The sequence below is a fragment of the Microcoleus asticus IPMA8 genome, from assembly GCF_013179805.1.
GTDB classification, from domain to species: domain Bacteria; phylum Cyanobacteriota; class Cyanobacteriia; order Cyanobacteriales; family Microcoleaceae; genus Microcoleus; species Microcoleus asticus.
Genome location: NZ_SRRZ01000068.1, coordinates 18,845 through 39,410, shown reverse-complemented (window position 1 = coordinate 39,410; position 20,566 = coordinate 18,845). Strand labels below are relative to the sequence as shown.

The window sequence follows — 20,566 nt, the reverse complement described above, 5'->3', positions numbered from 1 at the left end:
TAATCTTTGGCGTCATGTGTCCTATTTTATGACACTTTGTGTACTCTGCTTATTTTTTTTTCTGTGCTACCGCTACTTATTGAGCGGATACAAAAATTTTTTATACTCAAATATATTCAACAGTTGAAGCCGTTATCAGGAAAGAGTTTGAGGAGTCGATCGCCCCAAAAACTACTCCAAGTAAAATGCCTTAAATTCCGGCTGGCTGACTATCTCCCTTAAAATCGCCTAAAATAGGGACTTAAGGCGTTAAACTTCCTAGATTCCTTTCCCTTTCACTGCAAGCGAAGTGCTCAAGTCAAAACGCGATCGCGGTCGCATTCTCACTGCCTCTGGCTTAAAGAAACTTAACGAGGCGCTCCAAGAATGGTCTGACCGACATAACATTAGAGGTACTCTGACTGAAATCGAGGCTGAGTCTGGCGTCGGTGCCGATACAGTCAGCAAAATTAAGCAGGGTAGAGAAGGTGCGGATTTGAGTAAAATTCGCCAGTTGTTCGCGGCTTTTGAGATGACTCTGGCGAATGGCGACCACCGATCGGCTAAACTTGAAGAACCGGAAAATTTAGACGAGCTGGACAATTTGCCGCCAGCGGGCGAAACAGCCACCAGCAGCAGAATTGTTAAAGTATTTGTCAGCTACCGCAACGCCGAACCCGATCGCGAGTTGGGAAAACAGTTAGAAACGGCCTTAAGCGCGATCGGTCATACAGTGTTTACAGCAGAAAATAACATTAGATTGGGAGATAATTGGTTCGATCGCATTAATTTCTTCCTCCAAGAATGCGATTATTTGCTCCTACTATTGCCGCCAACGGTCAGCCAAAGCGAACTGCTAACATATCAAGTTCAGCAAGCAAAAGAACTGCAAGATGCTCGCGCTGACAGAAGACCAATAATTCTCCCCATCCGCGTCGGTTTTCCGCTGAATGCGCCACTAAATCACGATTTGCGCGGCTATCTGTACCGGATCAAACAGAGGGAATGGAAAACCACCGCCGACACTCCAATTATTATCGAAGAAGTTCTGAACTTGCTAGCAGAAGAACCCGTACCAGTTACCGAAGAAACGGAAAATTTAACAACACAAAAACAGCTATTAGAAATTAGCAGCGACGAAACACCTCTACCCGCCGCCGAATCGGAATTACCCGGAGGACAAGTCGATGTCGCTTCTCAATTTTATGTAGAACGCCCGCCCATCGAAGAACGCTGCTATCAAACTATAGTGCAGCCCAGCGCGTTAATTAGAATTAAAGCACCGAGACAAATGGGCAAAACTTCCTTGATGGCAAGAATTTTGCATCACGGAGCCCGTCAAGGCTATTGCACCGTGCCCCTAACTTTTCAGTTAGTAGATAAAGGCGTATTTGCCAACTTAGATAAATTCTTAAAGTGGTTTTGCGCTTACGTCGGCCGCGAGTTGCACTTAGCAAATCAATTAGACGATTATTGGGACGAGATTTTTGGCAGCAAAGTCAACTGCAAAGATTACTTTGAAAAATACATTTTACCGCAAATCGACAGTCCTTTAATTTTAGGATTAGACGAGATCGATCGCGTTTTTCAATATCCCGACATTGCCGAAGACTTTTTAGGACTGCTGCGGGCGTGGCACGAAGAATCGAAGCGGCGCGACATCTGGAAAAAACTGCGATTAATTGTAGTTCACTCCACCGAAGTTTACATCCCGATGAACATCAATCAATCGCCTTTCAACGTCGGACTGCCCGTAGATTTGCCAGAATTCAACCATCAGCAAATACAAGATTTAGCAGCGCGCCACAACTTGAATTGGTCGGAAGCCGAAGTTGAGGAATTGATGGCAATTGTCGGCGGACATCCGTATTTAGTGCGAGTTGCATTATATCACATTTCGCGAGCGGATTTGACACTCGATGAATTAAAACAAACTGCGATCGCAGATGCTGGAATTTATAGCGACCATTTGCGCCGGCAGTTGTGGAATTTGGAAGAATATCCAGAGTTGGCGCAGGGGATGAGAGAGATTGCAGCGGCGGACTCTCCGGTGCAATTAAAGGCAATGCAGGCGTTTAAATTAGACAGTTTGGGGTTGGTGAAATTGCATGGTAACGAGTGCGTGCCGAGGTGCGAACTGTATCGACAATATTTTAAAACTAATTGGGGAGTTAATTAATTGTAGATTTTAGCTGGTTAATGACGTAGAATCAGCATTAGGGGGAAAGATTAGCACAAATATCGCAAAAGAGCGATCGTCCCGGCTTTTCCCTGTGCAGTATCAGCGTAAAATAGGATCGATGACTGAAGAAACTGTCACTCTGAGAAAGTCTCTTGACTTAGATAAATTAATTCCACTTCTGCCACAAGCAGAAGATATTAACTACTGGCGCGATCTCAACTGCAATTCAACTATTTCCGATCGACCATTTGAAGGCTTTTCAGATTTTTCGGGAATCCAACAAGCAGAAATTGACCAGTACAAGCTGCAACTGCGAGAAGAAGGCTATTTCCAAACACCTAGCCTAATACCTGCTGCTACTATTCAGGAGATGCGCGACTGTATAGAAAAGGTCAGAAAAGCAGGGTTTCCGACAATGTTTGCCCTCGTCTACGATGTTTTCTATCAAGCATTTGGTTACTTTAACTCAACCTTGGCAGGAATTTTGGGAAACGGCTACAAGCTAGTTCCAAATTTTTGGGTTTATTACATAGAAACTTCTGACAGCGGCAAAGGATTTGAGCCTCACCGCGACGCCGAGTACGAAAATACTATAGACTCCAACGGTATGCCGACAGTGCTTACTCTCTGGGTAACAATTACTGAGGCTAATCCCCTCAATTCATGTATGTACATGATTCCGGCAAACCGCGATCCAGAGTATGCTGAAGCCATCAAAAATCTCAAGACAAAAGCTACTAAATTTGCTTTGGAAGATATCAGGGCTTTACCGACACAAGCTGGTACTCTATCGTGCTGGGATCAATACGTTTTTCACTGGGGAAGCCGCAGCAGCAGTCGGGCTAAATCACCTCGAATTAGCTATGCTGTATATTGTCAGCGAGGGGATATTCCACCAGTTGATGATGCGATCGTCGATATCCCCTCAGTGCTTGATTTCCCAACGCGATTATCTCTGATTTGCAGGGGTTTGTATCGCTATTCTTACGCCTGTTTGCAGCCATCACCGGAGGCGGAAGCATTGTTAGATTTCTTGAATAAGCATAGGGAAACTCTGAAAAAAAGTTAATATAATTTTCCCAAAAAGCCAGTCATCTCAATTCCGCTTGCATCGGAATGATTTAACCGCTCTTGACGCAGAGCAAGCAGAAAAAGAGAACAGAGAGATGGGGATAAGTAACCTGGATTTGGTATGATTTCTGTAATTAATAATCAGGTGGACGGTGCCCGTGAACGATATTTTTTTGATAACTTCCGACAATTTGCTAGACTGGATTACCGTGTTTGGTTATCTAGGTTTTACTGCTTTCATTGTATGGCGCGTGTTTACTACAAAGTAGATATATCATCAACTTACAGTCTTCTTCTTCTGTCTTGCTTCCCGTCCTACCCTTCGGGAACGGCTTCGCCGAACGCGCCTTCGCGGTTTGTTAAATAAATAGTAAAAAATGTAGATATTAAGACTAGGGTAAAACCCTAACTCAATTCACTAGCTCAGACTGTAGTTAGATAGAATCCTGTCATAAATTTCATAATTCTCTCGATCGAAGCAGCAAAAAATTACTCTTTGAGAACCACCATTCTTTTGTATTTGTTCTAAACATATCTTCACTGCAATCTCACCTGCTAGAGCTTTAGGATATTTGTAAATCCCAGTGCTAATGCAAGGAAATGCCAAACTCTCTAACTCTCGATCTGCGGCGATTTGCATACAGTTACGGTAACACTCGGCCAGGAGTTCAGGTTCTCCATCATTACCTCCCCGCCATACTGGCCCTACTGTGTGGATGATGAAGCGTGCAGGCAAGCGATATCCTTTAGTTAGCTTAGCATCCCCAATCTTACATCCTCCAAGCAATCTGCACTCGTGAACAAGTTCTGAACCTGCTGCTTTGTGTATTGCTCCATCTACTCCGCCACCCCCAAGTAAACTGGTATTTGCAGCATTCACGATTGCATCAACTGCCAGTTTTGTAATGTCTCCCAAAATAACTTTCATGTTCGCAGCAATAGTACACTATAGGCAAGTTTAGCAAAGAAACTCGTTATCTAGTCTTGCTCTCTCAACTTTCGCAAAATAGGAATTTGTGCCAACTGTTCCGGCCGTATACTATCCCAGTTTAAGCCAATTGGACGCGGATAACTTGTATTAGTTTCAATTACCTCCTCAGCAGTAACAATCCAATTCAGCGCCCAATCGTGAGCTTGCATTGACAAACGCAAATCAGAGACTATTTGCAAAGGATGCACTGTTGTCACAATTGGCGTATCGATTTGTACTAACCCGAATTCCTTCAACATAGCCAATTCCAAATCGGCAAAACCTGCACCTTTCCCGGTTCTTCCACCGTTGGGATCCGCCGCTACGCAGCCGACTATTACTAAATCAATCGGCTCCATTTCTGCAAAACTTACCAATTTTCCCCAAGCGAGTGCTTTGCGGGCGATCGCACTTTCGGCAATAGATACATTTTGTCTCTGCAAATCCGCAGCATTTAACTCAACAAAACAGCGATCGTCTGTCAATCGCGGTACTGCCATATACAGGCGTTTTCCGTCTTGCAAAGCCCGCATCCGCACCGGAATTTGCGCCGAATCTGGATTGCACTTAATCGTTTTTGCCTGTTGCCATATTGGTAAACTTGCCAATTTTTCAGCCGCCAACTGGGCACCGACAAAGTTGGGAATATGACCAAACGTATCGCCAATAGATGCGGATTGCTGCTTCAGCAAAGACCAAATTTCAGCTCTTAACTTGTCTTTGTCGTGGTTGTATCCAGTCCAATCAGTTTTCATGCTGTATTGTGGTACAATTTATCATACAAAATTCTGCTTTAATACCGCCTCGATTCTTTAGTCTCGGAAGGCTGACTTTGTTTGTATAGTAGGGGCAATCCCCCCGTGGTTGCTTCGATTTCAACCGCCGAATGACTAAAAGCTTATTTTTTTATTCTACAATTTTATTGTATGGATTTTACAACAAAGCCCAGTTACTATCAAGTCGGTGGGAGTTTGACAAATAACGCTCCCAATTATGTGAAGCGGCAAGCAGACGACGACCTTTATAACGGATTGAAAGCCGGGGAATTTTGTTATGTTTTGAATTCCCGGCAAATGGGCAAATCTAGCTTGCAGGTGCGGACAATTCAGCGGCTGAGAAATGAAGGAATTGCTTGTGCTGCGATCGACATTTCGGAAATTGGCAACCGCGGCGTCACTCCCGAACAGTGGTATGCTGGTTTGCTACGCATTCTCGAAAATAACTTTAACCTGTCGGATATTGTCAACGTGCGGACTTGGTGGCGCGATCGCAATTTTTTAACCCCGGTTCAAAGATTGAGCGAATTCATCGAAACCGTACTGTTACCAAACATTTCCAGCAATATTGTCATTTTTATTGACGAAATCGACAGCATTCTCGCCCTAGATTTTCCCGCCGACGATTTTTTAGCCTTAATTCGATCGTGCTACAACAAGCGCGCCAACAATTCAGAGTTCGATCGCTTAACTTGGGCCCTTTTAGGCGTAGCATCGCCCACAGATTTGTGCCGCGAGCAAAATGCCAGCACCAATACCCCTTTTAATATTGGCAAGGCAATCGAATTAACTGGTTTTGACGAAACAGAAGCTCAACCGCTAGCAGCGGGGTTGGCAGAGCTTACAGACAGCCCTCATGAAGTTTTGAGAGAGGTTTTGTATTGGACGGGCGGGCAGCCTTTTTTGACTCAAAAGCTGTGCAAACTTCTGCTGGAAAATCCACAATTAATCCCGAATTTACCCCCCCCAGCCCCCCGTTTCCAAGGGGGGGAGAAAGATGCAGCCGCCCCTTGCCAAGAGGGGGAAAAAGATAAAATTAACACTTCTCAAGAGTGGGTTGAGAAGGTAGTGCGCTTGAAAATTGTGAAAAATTGGGAAACTCAAGATGTGCCCGAACATTTGTCCACAATTCGCGATCGACTTTTCAAAGAAAACCAGCGCATTGTCAGGAGACTCGGATTGTACCAGCAAATTTTAGAGCAAGCTGAAATTGTCCCCGATGGCAGTGCCGAACAAATGGAATTGCGATTGAGCGGATTAATCGTTAAGCGCCGGGAAAAATTAACAATTTCTAATCCTATTTATGAAGCTGTATTTAACCAAGAGTTAATTGAACAAAAATTAGAAAATCTCTCGCCTTACTCGGAAGCTATCAAACTCTGGCTAAATTCTAGCTGTGAAGATGATTCCCAACTGTTGCGAGGGGATGATTTGCAGTCAGCATTAGTTTGGGCGGCAGGAAAAAGTTTGAGAAACGAAGATTTTCAGTTTTTGACTGCCAGCCAGAAAGTTATTTTGAGCGACCAAAATCAACTGCTGCATTCAGCTACACTAGAAACCCAAAAAGCTGTGTGCGATGCCGAAAAAGCTTTGATGGAAGCTGACTCTGCCAAACAAAAAGCCAAACATTGGATCGGAATCGGTTCTGCGGTACTGGCAGCATCGTTAGTAGGGGCGATCGGCTTTTCAACTCTTGCTTACCAGCGGTTTAAACTAGCACAAGCAAGTATTGAAATCGAACAAAATGGCAGCGATGCTTTACTGTTAGCGGTATCTCAAAAGACAGAAAATAGCGAAGCTTTATCAGAAGCTTTACTGAGGGCGATCGCCTCGGGAAAAAGATTAAAAACTTTAGTTAAGAACAAACACAAGCTAGAAGAATATCCGGCAACTAGACCGCTGTTAGCCTTACAAATAATTCTTGATAAAATTAGTAAACAACAGCAGACGAAAGCATCATCGCTTCCGCAAACCAAGATAAATTGGCAAGCTCATAAAGGTGCAGTTACCAGCATCAGTTTTAGCCCAACCAGGAAAATGTTAGCAACCGCAGGAATAGATGATAGGGTTCGGATTTGGAACTTTTCCGGGCAAAAAATTGCTGAATGGAAAGCTTTGCAGCAGTCAGTTAATATGGTAAGCTTTAGCCCAAACGGTAAATTTTTAGCGACTGCCGGAAGGGACAGCACCGTTAAATTATGGAATTTATCAGGTAAAAATATTTCTCAATTGAAAGGAATTCAAGGCTCTGTTACCAGCATCAGTTTTAGTCCCGAAGGAAAGTTGTTAGCTGCGGCAGGAATAGACAGCAAGGCTGCAATTTGGAAATTGTCAAATCTGCCCAAATTAGCATCACCTAGCGTGCAAATACCGGGCCACAACGGCTTAGTGAGAAGCGTAAATTTTAGCCCAAAAGGCGATTTTTTAACAACTTTAGATGGCAAATCTACAGTCCGAATTTGGAATTTGTCGGGAAAGCTGAAAAAAACACTGCCACTTCAGGCAATTGGGCTCAGTTTCAGTTCCGATCAATACCAGTATCGCTTTGCAACAGTAACATTGAATGGCAAAGTCGCCCTGTGGGATATGTCAGAAAAAGAATTAGTTAATGAATTTCAAACATTGCATTTTGATGCGAAAGCAATTAGTTTTAGTCCCGACGGAGAACGGCTTGCTACAGTGGGAATTGACAAGAGTGTGCGGCTGTGGAATTTAGCGGGGCGACAGGTTGCTCAATTTGACTTCGAGGAGAATGTTGTTAGTGTCAGTTGGAGTCGAGACGGAAAGCAAATTGCTGTAGCTGGAAGCAACGGCACTGTCTGGCTGAGGCAGGTTGAAGGGTTAGAAGAATTGCTGAAGCAAAGCTGCAATTTTTTCACCACTCAACCAAAGTATTTTACAAGAGTTTCAACTATCTGCAAGTAGGGACACGGCAATGCCGTGTCCTCTCAATAATCTGCAAGTATGACACGGCAATGCCGTGTCCCTACCCGTAGCTAATGACTTATGACTATCAATTTACCTTAACCGGCGAAACACTTACATTAGGGTTTTTGACTTTTCTTAAGAGTTCTTGTCGGGCTTGTTCGGGATTTTGCCCTTTGGGTACTTGATATAATAATCTACAGGAACCGTCTTGAGAATTAGCTGCACAAATAATTAGTTGACCGTTGGGAGATGCACCTGATGTGATAATATTCTCCCAGTTGCCTTGCGGTTGCGAGTTGTTGAGAATTCCCGAGACTCGGGTGCACCGAGTAATCGCGTCTTCTCCCGATTCATTGAAATAGTTATCAGCTAGCCATAGAATAACGGGAATATTTTTGCCTTGTTGGACAGCAATTGTAGCTGGGCGGCCGCCAGCAGCGCCGCAGAAGAATGAAGGCGTTTGGGCAAAGGCGGGACTGCTTGCTAAAATCGGAGCAACAAGGGCAATAATTGACGCGCTAAAAGCTGACTTTAAGAGCCGAAATTCCATGAGCAGTAATAAGCTTTTTCATTTAAGGTTACTAATACTCTAAAAAGTTAGACTGCTTTTTGCCGGGAAGATTAGGCATTTAGGGAAAAAAATAAAATTAATTCTGCAAATTTTTGCCGATCGCATACACTGGCCTCATCGAGGCCAAAACTCAGGGAAAAATGCTAGCTGACAAACGCCGGCGGCAGAAAATAGGTGCAGCCACAGTGGGCGCAGGCGCGAAGGTATAGGGTAAAGGTGCGGTTTTTGACCGTTTTTTGCTGAGCCTTGCCCTTCCTGATCCCGCCCCACCTAAAGCCGAACCTGTGTTACTATCGGGAAAAATATTCTCTTTAATAATCAACAATGGGCAATGTTCTGGTGCTGAACGCCTCCTACGAACCCCTTAACATCACCAATTGGCGAAGGGCGGTAGTTTTGTTGCTGAAAGGAAAAGCAGAACAGGTAGAACACAACGGGAAATTTATTGCGCCAAATTTTCCGCTACCAACTGTGATCCGACTGCGGCATTACGTCCGAGTTCCCTATAAGGATATTCCGCTTACCCGCCGGAACATCTTGCACCGGGACGCGCACTCTTGTCAATACTGCGGTTATACCGGGGACGATTTGACGCTCGATCACGTGATTCCCCGATCGCGCGGAGGAGGCGACACTTGGGAAAACCTCGCTACGGCGTGCGTCCGCTGCAATGTCAATAAAGGCAGCCGCACGCCAAAAGAAGCGGGAATGCCGCTGCGCTATCCGCCGAGGAAACCTCACAGCGGTCTTTATTTTGAAGTGACTAAACACGTTAAGAGCGGTATGCACAAAGAATGGCAAAAATATGTAATAGGCCTTTAAAACCCCTGTCAGCGCAAGCGCGGGGGTTTTTTGCGGAAGTTCTGATTTCTGAGATTGGTTCCTTCCTCGCAACGCACCCGGGGTGCACGAGTTAAAAAGTTAAAAAGTTAAAGACAGAATTTACGCTCTTAAATCCGGTTTCTCGTAAGAAGTATTGGCTTTGACAACAAGGCATCTACAAGCAAACCGGGTTTAAAAGCGAATGTCGCGCAAATCCTGAATAGTTAAATTGTTAATTTTTAACAATGAAAGACCATTTCCCTGCTAATTCCGATGAAACATCTGACAACCGCGAAGGTGAGCTTGAACCCAGCACCGAGGTTGTACCCAGAGTGAGTGCGCCTGCGAAACGGCGCAGCAAAGCCGAAGTTGCTTCCGAAGAGAATCGCACCAGTCTCCGCGAGGAATTGCACGATCGCAAAGTCGAGCAATTGCGCCAAATGTTCGATCGGCACAAAGGCACTCGCCAGTTAATATTGCTACAAGATTTTCCAGACCCAGACGCACTTTCAAGCGCTTGGACTTACAAATTAATCGCCGAACAGTACGATATCCAATGCGAGATTATCTACGCCGGCGCCCTCAGCCACCAAGAAAATATTGCCTTAGTTAAATTGACAGGGTTGCCGTTGCAGCGGTGGACGCTGGAAACATTAAAAACTAAGGATTTGTCGGTGTATCAGGGCTGCGCTTTCATCGACAACCAAGGGACGACTTGTAACTTAACCCAGTTTATTTTAGCGGCTGGAGTTCCGATCGCCGCCGTCATCGACCACCACAATTTGCAGGGGGAAATGAACGCAGAATTTACCGATTTGCGTCCTCAAATCCGCGCTACAGCCACGATTTTGACCGAGTATTTACAGGCTGGACTCCTAACTCTCGACGGCAGCGTCAGCCTGCACATCAAGTGCGCTACAGCTTTGATGCACGGTTTGCGATCGGATACTAACGCCCTCAGACAAGCTCAGGAAGAGGACTTTTTAGCTGCGGCTTATTTGAGCCGGTTTTACGACCCGCAGTTGCTGAATGCGGTGTTGCTGTCGTCTCGTTCTAAGTGGGTGATGGACGCCATCGAGGGAGCGCTCAAAAACCGCACCGTCCAGAACAATTTTTCGATCGCCGGCATCGGCTACCTCCGCTATGACGATCGGGATTCTATTCCCCAAGCGGCGGACTTTTTAGTAACAGAGGAGAACGTACATACAGCCGTTGTTTATGGAATTGTTCACGACAAAGACGAAGAAATTGAAGTAGTAATTGGCTCGCTGCGAACTACTAAACTCACTCTCGACCCCGACGAATTTATTAAAGAAGCTTTCGGTCAAGATGCTCAAGGACGCTTTTTTGGCGGTGGTAGAAGTCAAGCAGGAGGTTTTGAAATTCCGGTAGGATTTCTTTCCGGCGACAATGAGAATAGCGATTATGCGAGGCTGAAATGGGAAGTATTCGATGCTCAGATCAAGCAAAAGTTGCTGAAATTAATTAGTCCTAAAGACAATCCTATTTACGATCATTAACTCTGGAGTTTGTAGATGCGGTATTTCTTCCAGCAACAGCCTTCCCAGGCTGTTGCTGGGTTCGGCCTCCGGTTGCTACCAGGTTTTGCCGCGTTTTTTTCTGCTTCCGGGCAAAATCTCAACTTGACGATCGGTCATCTACGCACTCCAACTCTCATCAACCGGGTTTTTTAACTCTTATTGAGGGTTTGAACGAAGTAAGGGGTTTAAAAAACCCGGTTGATTATTCCAGTAATAACAAGAATAAATCTTATTATTTTCCACAAATACACCAAAGAAATCTTTATTTTAACTATTGTCAAATAAGACAACAAAGTATTTTGAAAAATAAACCAGATTGTTGGAAAAACTTAGTTTTATATAGCGTAATAAACTCACAATATAATTCTTGAGTTTTAAAGATTCTACAGGGTTAATTTTTTGATATTCCCAATTAATTGTTAAATAAATTACAACTTTTTAGAGTTGGTGAGGAAATCTTAGCTAACTTTTTATAGAAAAACGCCGCCCAATAAGCCAAATAGAGACGGAAAAACATAAATTATTGGCTAAATCACATAAAAAATAAATTTTGTACCATTTCATTAAAGTTTAAATCCAAACATAAAGTGTTGGTTTCGTTCCTCAACAAAACAAGCAGTTGCTACGGCTTAAAACAAATTATTATATTTTTTGGTGGCGGGTTAGAATAGTAAAAAAACGTTTAACAAAAAAAGGAACACGGAGATGTCTACAAAAGAGACTTTCTCTTGGTCGTTAGAGAATATTCTAGAAAAAATTTCTGAAATTGCACTTAAAATCAACGACTTGGGTGATCTGGAGACAATTTTGCAATGTGCGGTAGAAGAAACCAGGGTGCTGCTGCAAACCGATCGCGTGATTATTTATCGCTTCCTACCACAAGGAGATGGCGTAGTATTTGCTGAATCGGTTGATGCTCAGTGGCCGCGAATCCTAGGAAAACAGATTTATGATTCTTGCTTTGAAGCTACCTGGGTAGAGCGTTACAGCCAGGGACAAACGAGCAGCATTTCTGATATTCACAGGGGTCATCTTCAAGCTTGTGATGTCGAATTGCTCGATCGCATCCAGGTTCAGGCAAATTTAGTTGTGCCAATCTTGCTAGATGGCAAACAGCAGCAATCTCAGAAGCTTTGGGGACTGTTGATTGCTCACCAATGCCGAAGTCCGCGTCAGTGGGAACCTCTCGACGTTCAGATCCTGCAACACGTTGCAGTGCTGCTTGGATTGAGGATGCGGCACCTGATATCTCATCACCCGGTGCTGCCGCCAAATCAACTGCCGGAACTCAAAACAGAACCGAATCAAACTGCGATTAATACAGACAGCGCGACAATAGTCCATGAAAATTGCCTGCAACCAGAGTTTGCCTGTTCCCTGAGCGGGGGTATTGTCCACCTCAGAGCCTTTGAGTTATTGCAAAACCCGATCTGGATATTTGATATTGAGCATTTGCAAATGTGGTGGGCAAACCAAGCATCCTTGTACCTGTGGAATGCTTCTAGCCGGCAAGAACTTGCGAGCCGCAACTTTAGCGATGTGTCAGAGTCTACTCGGATTCGCTTGCAGACATATCTGCAGCAGTTTAAGCAAGGCAAAACCTTGTCCGAGCAGTGGACGTTTTACCCGGGCGGTCAGCCTGTTTCTGTCCGCTGTCGGTGTTCTGGGATCGGGATAGAGAGCGGGCGTTTGGCAATGCTGGTCGAGGGTACGGTCGAAAGCGCTCATCAAATGGAGCCGGAAATCCTGCGATCGATAGAGGCACTCCGGCACACCACGCTCATGGTTTCCCTGTACACCCTAGAAGGCTTACCGCTGCTGGAAAACCCGGCGGCCTTGCGCTGTTATGGGGATGCGCTGCACCCTCGCTCTGCGTCAGACAATGCTTTTCTGAGCCACTTTGTTGACCCTCAGGTAGGAGAGCGAGCAATGGGAGTTCAAGGGTACGGCGAGGTCTCGATCACTGAGGCTCAAGTGATTACTCTGGCGGGGATTCGCTGGCACAAGATCGACGTGCGGTGTACCAAAGACCCGGTAACAGGCAACCCGATGTTGGTCGTCAACGAAAATGACATTACCGCTCGTCGCCAGCAAACAGAAACTGCCCTGCAACAGAATGAAACCAGGTTGTCAGAAGCCCAGCGGGTTGCCCACATAGGTAGCTGGGAATTTGACGCGATTACGGGTAAAATTACCTGGTCTCCCCAACTATTTGAGATTTTGGGACGCGACAGGGCACTGGGCGAACCTACCTATGAAGAAAACCTGCGGATTTACCATCCCGAAAGTGCCAAACAGCTACACATGGTAGTTCAACGAGCGCTGACTCGGGGAGAGCCTTATCTATTGCGCCTCAAAGTCTTGCGCCCGAATGGTTCTATCCGCCATACCGAAGCCAGAGGACAGGTCGAACTCAATGCAGAGGGAAAAGTCATTCGGTTGTTTGGTACATCCCAAGACATTACGGATCTTGTCCAGGCGGAAACAGAACTCAGAGAAATGAGTACAGCTCTTGCTAATGCGGTGGACGGCATCTCGCGGCTGGATATTTTCGGACGGTATATCACGGTTAATCAAGCCTACGCCAATATAGCCGGTTATCAACCTGAAGAAATGGTGGGTATGAATTGGCAGAAAACAGTTCATCCCGAGGACTGCGACAGGATGACGGTGGCTTATCAAAAAATGCGAGCCGAGGGCCGAGTGGAGGTTGAGGCCCGCGGTATCAGGAAAGATGGTTCGATTTTTTACAAGCAATTGGTGATGTTGGCAGCCTACGACTCGCAGGAGCGAGCGATCGGGCATCACTGCTTTATGAAGGATATCACCGATCGCAAGCAAGCAGAAGCAGCATTACAACAAGAGTTCGAGCGTCTGAGTATAGTGATTGCTACCCAACAGAAAATCGCCATCCACAATCCCAATCTCGATGCAGTCATGGCCGTGATTGCAGAAAGGACTCAAGATTTGACCCGTGCCGATGGAGCAGTGATTGAAATTGTCGAAGGAGATGAATTGGTGTATCGGGCAGCCAGCGGTATCGCCACCCCCTATATTGGATTACGGATCAAAGTAGGGACAAGTTTATCGGGAAAATGTATTGCGACGGGGCAAATCATGCTTTGCGAGGATTCAGAAACCGATGCACGGGTAAATCGGGCTGCCTGCGAGCGCATTGGTCTCCGGTCAATGGTGGTTGTTCCCTTGTTCTATCAGGACGATCGGGTTGGCGTCTTAAAAGTGCTTTCAGCTACACCCTCTGCCTTTACAGAGTCAGATATCCAGACTTTACAACTGATGGCCGGGTTTCTGGCAAGCAGCCTGCATCTGGCTTCAGAATTTGATGCTAAGAACATTCTCCTGAGTCAATTGCAGGAAAGCGAGGAACGGTACCGTTCTGTGATTATCACCATGACAGAAGGTGTTGTACTCCAGCTAGCAGACGGACAAATTACTGCCTGCAATGCTAGTGCCGAAAGGATTATCGGGCTGACCCCGGAGCAAATGATGGGGCACACATCGATAGAAGATTTAGACTGGCGAACCGTTCGGGAGGATGGCGAACCGTTTCCGAGCGAACAGCATCCGGCAACGATTACCCTGCGCACGGGACAACCGCAATCGAATGTGGTGATGGGCATTCACAAATCGGATAAAACGCTGACTTGGATTTCGATTAATTCTCAACCGCTGTTCCATCTCAATCAGTCTCAACCCTATGCAGTAGTGACGACTTTTGCTGATATTACAGAACGCAAGCGGGCAGATGAGATGCTAAGACACCGGGCGGAACGAGAAAGATTAATTGCTACGACAGATGGGCTAACACAAGTAGCAAACCGCCGCTGTTTTGATGAGCGGTTGCAGTCGGAATGGCACCGACTGATGCAGGGCAAACAACAGCTTTCGTTGATTATGTTGGATGTAGATTATTTCAAGCGATATAACGATTGCTACGGACATCAAGCTGGGGATACTTGTTTGGTGAAAGTAGCGAAAGCCGCAGCAGCCGCGGTTAAACGTTCTACCGATTTGTTTGTGCGCTATGGGGGCGAAGAATTCGCTGCTATCCTGCCGAATACGGATGCTGCAGGGGCGATCGCGGTTGCGGAGTCGATGCGTCAGGCAATCCGACAGTTGGCAGTCCCTCACGAGCAATCTGATGTGAGCGCGATCGTGACCGTTAGCATGGGAATTGCGACTGTGATTCCCTCCTTGGCAACATCACCGGATGAACTCGTTGCCCTCGCCGATCGAGCATTGTACGATGCGAAACGACAAGGGCGCGATCGCTACACAAGCGCAAACCAGATAACGGCGCCAGAGGTCTAATCCAGTTGTAGAATAGGCAAAAGAAGGTAGGTATATCCTAGACCGCTCCTAGAAAAATGGGATAAAATGCCTGGAAGTATTGATATATGGTTATTTACCTGATCCGCCACGGTATCGCAGCCTCACCCGAAGAATACGATACAGATTCAGAACGCCCGCTCACTAAAGAGGGCGATCGTAAAACCCGGAAAATCGCCCAGCGGCTGTACGAACTCGAAATTCAGTTTGACCTGATTCTGACCAGTCCCCTACTGCGGGCGCAGCAAACCGCCCAAATCCTGCAAACAGTCGGTCTCAGTTCCAAAATAGAAGAATCCGCCGCCCTCGCACCTTCAGGAGACATCGGGAACTGGCTGGAGTGGTACAAACAGTGGCAGGAAATAGGTAGCAGCAGCTTGGCCCTGGTCGGTCACCAACCAGATTTAGGCCATTGGGCAGAAACTTTGCTTTGGGCTCGATCGCAAGATGCCCTGATTCTCAAAAAAGCAGGTATCATCGGCTTAATTCTCCCGGAAACCGGGTCCCCAGTGGGCCGCAGCCAAATGTTTTGGCTAACTCCGCCCAAGTTTTTGCTGCCCTAGAAACAGCGAACCGCCCCGACAGTAACAGTACGCGCCAGCCCTCTTCAACCCGCATTCTCGGACGCCAAAACCGGGTTTGAGGGGCGAAAATACGCAGCGGTGCGATCGGGTTCTAGGTTGAAAAACCCGGTTTCTGAACCGCAATTAAATGATTATTTGTCAAGACTGTGACACTATCTTGGTTTCTGGTAATGTACTTTTAGTATTGTATTCAACTCACACAAAACGGTATCGCAATGGTCGTCGGCGAATTCAAACCAGGTTTAGAAGGTGTTCCCGCCACCTTGTCCAGCATTAGCTACGTCGATGGACAAAAAGGATTGCTGGAATATCGCGGGATTAGCATCGAGGAACTGGCACTGAAAAGTTCCTTTCTTGAAACTTCATATTTATTAATCTGGGGGGTACTTCCGACAAAGGAAGAACTAGAAGCTTTCGAGCATGAAATTCGGTATCACCGCCGGATCAAATATCGCATCCGGGACATGATGAAATGCTTTCCTGAAAGAGGACATCCAATGGACGCCCTGCAAGCTTCAGCGGCCGCCCTGGGGTTGTTCTACTCGCGCCGAGCTCTCCCCAACCAGGGATACATTCGAGAAGCTGTAGTGCGACTGCTAGCTAAGATTCCCACAATGGTAGCAGCGTTCCAGCAAATGCGACGGGGAAATGATCCGGTGCGGCCGAGGGATGACTTGAACTACTCGGCTAACTTTCTTTATATGCTCAACGAGCAAGAACCCGATCCGCTGTTAGCTAGCATTTTTGACACTTGTCTGACTCTCCACGCTGAACATACAATTAATGCCTCTACATTTTCGGCAATGGTAACAGCTTCGACGCTGACCGACCCTTACGGAGTGATTGCTTCAGCCGTTGGCACTTTGGCGGGGCCACTGCACGGGGGAGCTAATGAAGAAGTGATTGATATGTTGGAGCAAATTGGTTCGGTAGAAAACGTGCGGGCTTTTGTCGAGAAGAGCGTTGCAAATAAAGACAAAATCATGGGCTTCGGTCACCGAGTTTACAAGGTGAAAGATCCGAGAGCAACTATTCTTCAGAGGTTAGCGGAACAGTTGTTTGAGAACTTCGGTCACGACGATTATTACGACATTGCTATCAAGTTGGAAGAAGTGGTTGAGGAGAACTTGGGTCACAAAGGAATTTATGCAAATGTAGATTTCTATTCTGGTCTGGTTTACCGAAAAATGGGAATTCCCATCGACTTGTTTACGCCGGTTTTTGCGATCGCCCGCGTTGCCGGCTGGTTGGCCCACTGGAAGGAACAACTAGAAGCAAACCGCATTTACCGCCCGACTCAAATATATACGGGGACTCACGGTGCTCCTTATATTGCGATCGAGGACAGACACCGCTCCTAAATCACAATTATCAACCCAGATATGTAAATGGCTAGAGGAATTGTTTTGCAAAGTGAAGTGTTGAATTAAACATTGCTTTCGCGTTGCGACTCAGGAAGCAATCTCTGTCTGTCAAAAGCTGCCGTGCTGGGTTGCACCCCTCTTGTATATTGTGCTGTTTGTTGGCAACAATAGTAAGAAGTGACGATTTTCAGGAACTCCGGTCCTCAGGCTTGCGGGTCTGAGGCTTTTTATTGCAATATCAAAGTTGTAGGCGATATAGGGGCGGGTCGATCAAAATCGGTAAAAAAGCGCGAAAGAACAAGTAAACCCGCCCCAGCCACGCTCTGATTTACGAATAGCTTTCGATAGGGTGCGATCGCACGCATCGTTTATTACCCTCAGTATTTTACAGCAATGCCTTTTGATATTTTTGACTCTATACATTCCGATCTTAACCCCCAGGCAACTGCGACAAATATTCATGGATCGCATCCTCGAATTCACCTCTAGAAGAAGTGTAGGTCAGCGACAGTAGCCCAGTGGCTATCGCCATAATTTGCTCTCTGTCCACTCTTTGATTTAGTTGACCGCGGCTTAAATTTCCTTCCAATACTTCCCTGCTAGCCTCACGAATTGCGGCTTCTAGTTCATCTTCTAGAAAAGGCTCCCACTCCGAAGCGTTGATGTAGTAAAATGTTTTATTATCTTTAAGATTGAGCTTTTTAATACCCCGGACAGAATTAGCAATAGAAGCGACTCAATAATTTGTTAAACGGTATTCTACTTGATTTTTAATGAGGTGGATTAGTAGAATCAGTAAACAAGACCCGATCTTCCGTAAAGTTGCTTGTTTGCTCATGCCATCTAATTCATCGACAATCGCTAGAGCATCTTCATTTCTGCCTTCTAAAATACAATTTCTGAGGTCTATTAATTCCTGTACCTTCGCTTTTTGCCTCAAAATTTCTAGGCATTAGTAAGGTGCGCATTGCGCACCCTACTAGCCTCTATTCTTCAGTCTCTTAGAGAGAGACAAAAGTTTGTATAAACGCGGTTTCAACCGCCAAGTCTACACGGATTGAGTTACATGATGGCGGCTGGTCAATTTATCCAATTGATTCACCAACAAACTTAGGAACAATCCCACATCCGTAACAACTCCAGTAGATTCGATCGACCCCCGATCGCTCAATTTCGTCACCACAGCCGGATTAATGTCCACACAGACCATCTTCACACCTGCTGGCGTCATATTTCCCACACCAATTGAGTGCAGCATAGACGACAGCATTAACACCATATCCGCACCCCGTAACAGCTCAGTATATTCTTCTTGAGCCTTAACTAAATCCATTTGCGTGTCAGGAAGTGGCCCGTCATCGCGGATCGAACCTGCAAGAGAAAAGGGTATATTATGCTTCACGCACTCGTACATCACACCGCTGGTAATAATTCCCGCCTCAACGGTTTTAGCAATACTGCCATAACGCCTGACTGTGTTAATCATTTTCAAGTGATGGCGGTGTCCGCCGCGCACAGCTACGCCGCGTTTCATGTCAACTCCTAAAGAAGTTCCCATGCTCGACTGTTCCATGTCGTGAACTGCGATCGCATTTCCGCCCAACAACGCTTGCACGTAACCTTCACGAATTAAGTGCGCTAAATGTTCGCCACCGCCGGTGTGGATGACAACAGGCCCCGCCGTCACTACAACTTTGCCACCGCGATCGCGAATTTGGCGCAATTCCCACGCTACTTGTTCTACTACCAATTCGACGCGGCGTTCGCTAGAAACGCTGCCAGACATAAAGCTGAATTCTTGAGAATTGCGCTGTTCCCGCGATTCTGTTTTGCGGATGGTGCGGATGCCAACCACATCAACAACTACTTTTTCACCTACTTTTAAATCGCGCAATAATTTGCATTTTGCCACTGGGCCTTCTGCCGCTTCTGTAATAGCTACTGCTCCATCCATCCGCTGATTTTGTACCTTCACCCACTGGTTATTTACCCGCACTTCTGTGGGATAAATCGTACTCACATAAAAGTCGTCCGGGCCGACGCCATCTTGCACTACCGGTTCTAAAATAGCGTCGCAAATCTCTTGCGGCGGGGGCACTGCACCCAAGTCAATCAGCAGTCCCATGATTTCTTCCATCACATCGTGGGAAGGAGCCGAAACTTTAACGTCCGCAGATGATGTGCTTTGCCGCTGCTCTCCTAAATTGAAATTGAGCACTTGGAAACTGCCGCCGTTTTCGATAATTAAGTCTAAAGCGCGACTGATTAAACCAGCATCAAGCAAGTGACCTTCCATGCGAATTGTGCGGCTTTCTACCATCACGTTTGCCGATCGCTCTTCTTGCACTGGTTCCGTTACCCGCAGCGTCAAACACTTAGCAGCACCGCCGGCTTTGAGGAATTCGCTCAGCGGCGTTTCAATAACTTGAAAACCGGCCTTAGTGATGCGCGTTTTCAAGGCTTCGCTAACCTTGTTCATTACCACAATTTTGTCAATATTGACGGCATTGCAGGCAAAATTTGCGGCATCTGCTTCTTCAATGGCAATGCGTTTTTCCGGCGCAACTCGCATTTCAATTAAGCGGTTGGAGTACGAGTCAAATGCGGCTGGATAGTAGAGCAAATAGCCGCAGGTCAGGGGACAAAAACAGGTATCTAGGTGATAGAATCGTTCGTCAACTAAACGCAGCGAAAGCACTTCAATGTTGAGCCATTTTGCTAGTAACGGGTGCGAGTCTAGTTCGGAACGGAAGCCGTATCCGGCCCACAACCAGCGTCCTTCGCGATCGAGCAAAGCATCGCCAGCGCCCTCAAACGGCAAGTCTTTCGGAAGTTCGTGCACGGTGAAACCTTTGCTTTCAAACCATGCTTTGAAATAGGGCTCTTCGCCTTGGCGTTCTTTGTGATAGAAACGGCTGAGGACGAAGGTATTGCCTAACAGCAAGCCTGCGTTGGCGGTGAAAACCATATCCGGCCAGCCTTTTTCGGGCGGTACGAGGTCTACCACCGCGTTGTCTTTGAGGACGTGGTAGAGTTTTTCCCACTGTTCGACGGCGCGATCGCGCGATGATTTGTGGACATTTCCCTCCATCCACGGATTAATCACGTAGTCTACATCGTAGTGGTCGGGAGCGCACATGAGGAAGCGAATTGAGTCAGTCATAATTCAGTTAAAATGTGGTAGACGCTACAGCAGACGTATGTTGACAGAGTTTGTATAATAGCAACTGTAATATTCACTACTAATTTTAGCAGCGCAACGTCTGGAGCCTCTAAAGGCTAACTCTTTATTTTATCATGTTTAGGATGACATTAAACTAAATGACAGGTCGTTCACAGGAAATACTAGATAAAATGTCAGGTTATGACGCACCATAGAATAGGTTCTGATAGAGGATTAATATAATCTTTGTTGAATTGCCCCCAAT

13 protein-coding genes are annotated in these 20,566 nt (G+C 46.2%); 9 read left to right on the top strand and 4 right to left on the bottom strand.

The window, feature by feature from the left end:
- Nucleotides 1–289: 289 nt before the first annotated feature.
- Nucleotides 290–2,158 carry an AAA-like domain-containing protein gene (locus tag E5S67_RS18610; protein ID WP_172189727.1) on the top strand — a complete coding sequence of 623 codons (1,869 nt, stop codon included), beginning with the start codon at nucleotides 290–292 and terminating at the stop codon, nucleotides 2,156–2,158.
- A gap of 121 nt (nucleotides 2,159–2,279) precedes the next feature.
- On the top strand, nucleotides 2,280–3,230 hold the full coding sequence (locus E5S67_RS18605; RefSeq protein WP_172189725.1) for a phytanoyl-CoA dioxygenase family protein: 951 nt from the start codon (nucleotides 2,280–2,282) through the stop codon (nucleotides 3,228–3,230).
- Between the two features lie 420 nt (nucleotides 3,231–3,650).
- Here the strand turns inward: E5S67_RS18605 and E5S67_RS18600 are convergent, their stop codons facing one another.
- Both E5S67_RS18600 and E5S67_RS18595 read right to left on the bottom strand, forming a co-directional pair.
- Nucleotides 3,651–4,160: an O-acetyl-ADP-ribose deacetylase gene (locus tag E5S67_RS18600; RefSeq protein ID WP_172189723.1), complete on the bottom strand. Its 510-nt coding sequence runs from the start codon at nucleotides 4,158–4,160 to the stop codon at nucleotides 3,651–3,653.
- A gap of 50 nt (nucleotides 4,161–4,210) precedes the next feature.
- Nucleotides 4,211–4,957, bottom strand: coding sequence for a 5-formyltetrahydrofolate cyclo-ligase (locus E5S67_RS18595; RefSeq protein ID WP_172189721.1), 747 nt, complete (start codon nucleotides 4,955–4,957; stop codon nucleotides 4,211–4,213).
- 171 nt (nucleotides 4,958–5,128) lie between these two features.
- On the opposite strand from E5S67_RS18595, the gene E5S67_RS18590 reads away from it, so the two are divergent.
- Nucleotides 5,129–7,903, top strand: a complete 2,775-nt coding sequence (locus E5S67_RS18590; protein WP_172189719.1) for an AAA-like domain-containing protein — start codon at nucleotides 5,129–5,131, stop codon at nucleotides 7,901–7,903.
- Nucleotides 7,904–7,991: 88 nt separating this feature from the next.
- On the opposite strand, the gene E5S67_RS18585 is transcribed toward E5S67_RS18590, so the two are convergent.
- A complete protein-coding gene (locus E5S67_RS18585) occupies nucleotides 7,992–8,456 on the bottom strand; it encodes a COP23 domain-containing protein (RefSeq protein WP_172189717.1) in 465 nt (154 codons plus the stop codon).
- A 345-nt stretch (nucleotides 8,457–8,801) separates the two neighbouring features.
- Here E5S67_RS18585 and E5S67_RS18580 point away from each other — a divergent pair, with 345 nt between their 5' ends.
- The 6 genes from E5S67_RS18580 to E5S67_RS18555 all read left to right on the top strand — a co-directional run bounded on the left by E5S67_RS18580 (nucleotide 8,802) and on the right by E5S67_RS18555 (nucleotide 17,135).
- Nucleotides 8,802–9,299: an HNH endonuclease gene (locus tag E5S67_RS18580; protein WP_172189715.1), complete on the top strand. Its 498-nt coding sequence runs from the start codon at nucleotides 8,802–8,804 to the stop codon at nucleotides 9,297–9,299.
- Between the two features lie 245 nt (nucleotides 9,300–9,544).
- A complete protein-coding gene (locus E5S67_RS18575; protein WP_172189713.1) occupies nucleotides 9,545–10,819 on the top strand; it encodes a DHH family phosphoesterase in 1,275 nt (424 codons plus the stop codon).
- Between the two features lie 15 nt (nucleotides 10,820–10,834).
- Nucleotides 10,835–10,993: a hypothetical protein gene (locus E5S67_RS18570; protein ID WP_172189711.1), complete on the top strand. Its 159-nt coding sequence runs from the start codon at nucleotides 10,835–10,837 to the stop codon at nucleotides 10,991–10,993.
- 552 nt (nucleotides 10,994–11,545) lie between these two features.
- Nucleotides 11,546–15,172: a diguanylate cyclase domain-containing protein gene (locus E5S67_RS18565; protein WP_172189709.1), complete on the top strand. Its 3,627-nt coding sequence runs from the start codon at nucleotides 11,546–11,548 to the stop codon at nucleotides 15,170–15,172.
- Nucleotides 15,173–15,258: 86 nt separating this feature from the next.
- Entirely contained in the window at nucleotides 15,259–15,753 is a 495-nt protein-coding gene (gene sixA, locus E5S67_RS18560; protein ID WP_172189707.1) for a phosphohistidine phosphatase SixA, read from the top strand.
- Between the two features lie 236 nt (nucleotides 15,754–15,989).
- On the top strand, nucleotides 15,990–17,135 hold the full coding sequence (locus E5S67_RS18555) for a citrate synthase (RefSeq protein WP_172189706.1): 1,146 nt from the start codon (nucleotides 15,990–15,992) through the stop codon (nucleotides 17,133–17,135).
- Between the two features lie 1,051 nt (nucleotides 17,136–18,186).
- On the opposite strand, the gene argZ is transcribed toward E5S67_RS18555, so the two are convergent.
- A complete protein-coding gene (argZ, locus tag E5S67_RS18545) occupies nucleotides 18,187–20,301 on the bottom strand; it encodes a bifunctional arginine dihydrolase/ornithine cyclodeaminase (RefSeq protein ID WP_172189705.1) in 2,115 nt (704 codons plus the stop codon).
- Nucleotides 20,302–20,566: the final 265 nt, after the last annotated feature.